At 62.2% G+C, this 3,025-nt stretch carries 2 protein-coding genes; both read left to right on the forward strand.

Annotated features, from left to right (window positions below):
• Positions 1-10: 10 nt before the first annotated feature.
• Positions 11-1,009, forward strand: a complete 999-nt coding sequence (locus AC1D1P_RS19275; RefSeq protein ID WP_477674085.1) for a 23S rRNA (adenine(2030)-N(6))-methyltransferase RlmJ — start codon at positions 11-13, stop codon at positions 1,007-1,009.
• A gap of 405 nt (positions 1,010-1,414) precedes the next feature.
• Positions 1,415-3,025: PAS domain-containing sensor histidine kinase (locus AC1D1P_RS19280; RefSeq protein ID WP_477674084.1), on the forward strand; the 1,611-nt coding region annotated here is incomplete at its 3' end.

Genomic DNA, 3,025 nt, shown 5'->3' on the forward strand with positions numbered 1-3,025 from the left:
GGATAGACCCATGTTTTCCTATCGCCACGCCTTCCACGCAGGCAACCACGCCGACGTGCTCAAGCACACCACGCTGATCGCGTTGATGAAGTATTTGACCCAGAAAGACACGGCGCTGACCGTGATCGACACGCATGCGGGCGCGGGCCTGTACCGGCTTGACGGCGACTACACCGAAACCAGCGGTGAGGCCCAGGAAGGCATTTTCAAGCTACTTTCCCAATCTGTTTCCGAGGCAAAACCGGCTCCAGCCCAATCACAGCATGCGCAAGCAGCTCCTAAAACAATAGCAAAACCCACCGCCGCCAAACCAGCTGCAGGCGGCTGGGCGCCTGCCCTGCAGGACTACATCGACCTGCTGCGCGGCCTGAATCCGCAATTCGCCGAAAGCGGCGACATCGCGCACCTGAAGATCTATCCGGGCTCCCCTTTCATCGAGCAGCAATTCCTGAGCGGGCGCGACAAGCTCAAGTTGTTTGAATTGCATCCCACCGATTTCAAGTCGCTTTCCGGCAACATTGAACAGTTGGGTGTAGGCCGCCAGGTGGCGGTTTCGCGCGAAGACGGCTTTGAAGCCCTGAAAACCTTTTTGCCGCCACCCGCCCGCCGGGCGATGGTGCTGTGTGATCCCAGCTATGAAATGAAGAGCGACTACGCGCGCGTGTCGGCCTGCATGGCAGACGCCGTCAAGCGCTTCGCCACCGGCACCTATGTGGTCTGGTATCCCATCATCCCGCGGCCGGAAGCCCATGACCTGCCCCGTAAGCTAAAGACGCTGGCCGTGAAAGCCAGCCGAAGCTGGTTGAATGCCGCTTTAACGGTGAAATCGAGTAAATTAACAACAGATGCCGCCGGTGACGTGGTGCGGCCAGGCCTTCCTGCCAGCGGCATGTTTGTCATTAACCCGCCCCACACCCTCAAGGCAGAGCTGCAAGCGGCCCTGCCGCAAATGGTGGCCCTGCTGGGGCAAGACCGCAATGCCGGCTTCACGCTGGAGCATGGCGGCTAGGGCTTTCAGGACGACGCCCTGCAAGAGGGGATGGCAGCCGGCACCGCCAGCCGGTTATGCCAGGTTGGCTGTGTTGTGCGCCCAGACTTTCCTGTCTTTACCGCCGCAGTGAGTTGTGGCAAGGTTGCCCCGTAAACTTTCCCAAAGTCTGCGCCTCCATTGCCCCACCCCTGTTTGCCCGCGTCCTGTCCTGATTTCCGCTTTCTTTTCTTCTTTTCCTCTTGGCTCTCCCCGCTCCCTCGGTGCTCCACCACTAACATGCCCGTCCAGGCTCAAGCTCTCCCATCCGCCGCCCCGGATACGCCGGGCCGTGGACCGCGCGTGCGTGGGAAAACGGCCGGACCTGCGGAAAAGGGAATCAACGACGGCTCAGCAAGCGGGATGGCGATGGGCACGCCAGAGGACATGGAAAGTGAAATCGAGCGCCGGGTTGCGCTTCGCACCCAGGAGCTTCGTGCATCGCTGGCGCGCTACCAGACCATGGTGGACCTCGCGACCGAAAACATCTGCGTCGGGCAGGAAGGCCTGCTGCGCTTTGCCAATCCGCCGTGCCTGGCCTTGCTGGGTACAGAGGCCGGCACCATGGCCGACCGGCCCATGATCGAGTTCATCCATCCGGAAGACCGCAACTTTGTTTCCGGCAAGCACAAGCTGCGCGCCGCCGGCAACGTCGTCCCGGCTTTTGAGGCGAGATTCCAGCGCGACGACGGCACGACTTCCTGGGTGGAAATCAACGGCGTGCTGGTGGACTGGGAAGGTGCGCCGGCGGACCTTTTTTTCCTGAAAGATGTCACCGAGCGCAAAAGACTCGAGGCTCTGACCCGATCAGCCGCCGAGCGCTACCGGGCGGTTGTGGAAAACGTCAACGACGTGATCCTGGTGGTGCAAAAAGGCATCGTGCGCTTTTCAAATACCAGCGCCCAGGCCATGTTCGGCCTGACGCTCACCGGGCTGCCGTCCATGCACCTGATCCATCCTGACGACCGCAGGATGGTGCAGCGCCAGCGCGAGCTCATGCAGTCAGGCACCATGGTCAGCGCCTACGAGGCCCGCTTCATCACGCCACCGCGCGAGACCATGGCGCCGGACCTGCGCACCGGCTGGGCGAGCATCTACGGCACGCGCATTGAGTGGGACGGCGAACCCGCCCTGCTCGTGCTCATGTCCGACATCAGCGAACGCCGCCGGCTGGACGAAGAACTCAAGACCGCGCTGACGCAGCGCGAAGCCATCCTCGAAACCACCGCCGTCGGCGTCACCTTCCTCAAAAGCCGGCGCCACCAGTGGCTGAACCGCACGCTGGCCGCCATGCTCGGCTACAGCCCGGCCGAATTGCTGGGCCAGGAAACGCGCGTTCACTATCCCAGTGACGAGGACTTCGAACGCACCGGCGAACTCGCCTACGCGCAGATCGCGCAGACCGGATCGTTCTCGCTGGAAACGCGCATGCGCCGCAAAAGTGGTGAACTGATCTGGGTTCAGCTTGACGGCTCGGCGCTCGACCGCAATCGCCCGCAGGAAGGCTCGGTGTGGACTTACGTGGACATCACCCGCCGCAAGGAAGCCGACGAAGAAGCCCGGCGGGCCCTGGCGCGCGAACGCGAGCTGGGTGAGCTCAAAACGCGCTTTGTGTCGATGGCCTCGCATGAATTCCGCACGCCGCTTGCCACGATTCTGTCGTCCGCAGAGTTGATAGAACACTACGGCGAAAAAATCACGCACTGCGAGCGCCAGGACATCATGGCCGACCTGGTGATCGCGGTCAAACGCATGCAGGGCATGCTTGAAGACATGCTCACCGTCGGGCAGGCCGACGCCGGCAAACTCAAGCTCAACCTGAAACCGCTGGATATCGCGGCGCTGTGCCGCAAGCTCGTGACCGAAATGCACACCAGCGACGCCGGCCAGCATGCGATTGAATTTGAAGCCCCCATCGGCCACGACGCTTTTTCGCAGCTGGTCCTGCTCGACGAACGGCTGGTCCGGCACATTGCCAGCAACCTGCTGGCCAACGCC

Source organism: Polaromonas sp. P1_E1_2 (assembly GCF_056406035.1).

What these genes read in the sequence shown, in the direction of transcription:
- AC1D1P_RS19275 (WP_477674085.1), top strand. Translation starts at nt 11, where the DNA reads ATGTTTTCCTATCGCCACGCCTTCCACGCAGGCAACCACGCCGACGTG.